This window comes from Roseateles sp. P5_B10 (assembly GCF_056400485.1).
In genome coordinates this window covers 1-572 of sequence record NZ_JBFULE010001651.1, presented here as the reverse complement: position 1 = coordinate 572, position 572 = coordinate 1, and the positions used below count along the sequence as shown (strand labels likewise).

Below are 572 nucleotides of genomic sequence, written 5' to 3'. Positions count from 1 at the left end.
CATCGAAGGTGTCGGCAGCGAATCCCTGCAGGGCGATGTGCGTTTCATCGAGGCCGCTGCCGCCATGGGTGCGCAGGTCAAGACCGGGCCCAATTGGCTGGAAGTACGCCGCGGCGCCTGGCCGCTGAAGGGCATCACGCTGGACTGCAACCACATCCCCGACGCGGCGATGACGTTGACAGTGATGGCGCTTTATGCCGACGGCCCGACCACGCTGACCAATATCGCCAGCTGGCGCGTCAAGGAGACCGATCGCATTGCTGCCATGGCCGCCGAGCTGCGCAAGCTGGGTGCCACGGTCGACGAAGGGCCGGACTGGATCCGGGTTGAACCGCTGCAGGACTGGAAGGCCGCGGCCATCCACACCTACGACGATCACCGCGTCGCCATGTGTTTCTCGCTGGCCGCCTTCAACGGCCTTGTCAGCGCGCAGGCCGTGCCGGTGCGCATCCTCGAACCGCACTGCGTCGCCAAGACCTTCCCGGACTACTTCGAGACGCTTTTTGGCGTCGTGGTGGCCAACGCTGCCGACATTCCGGTCGTCACCATCGACGGCCCGACCGCCTCCGGCA

At 66.1% G+C, this 572-nt stretch carries 1 pseudogene; it reads left to right on the top strand.

What is annotated here, in order from left to right:
• Positions 1-572: pseudogene (locus AC1DU6_RS35130) on the top strand (bifunctional 3-phosphoshikimate 1-carboxyvinyltransferase/cytidylate kinase); the annotation flags it as partial.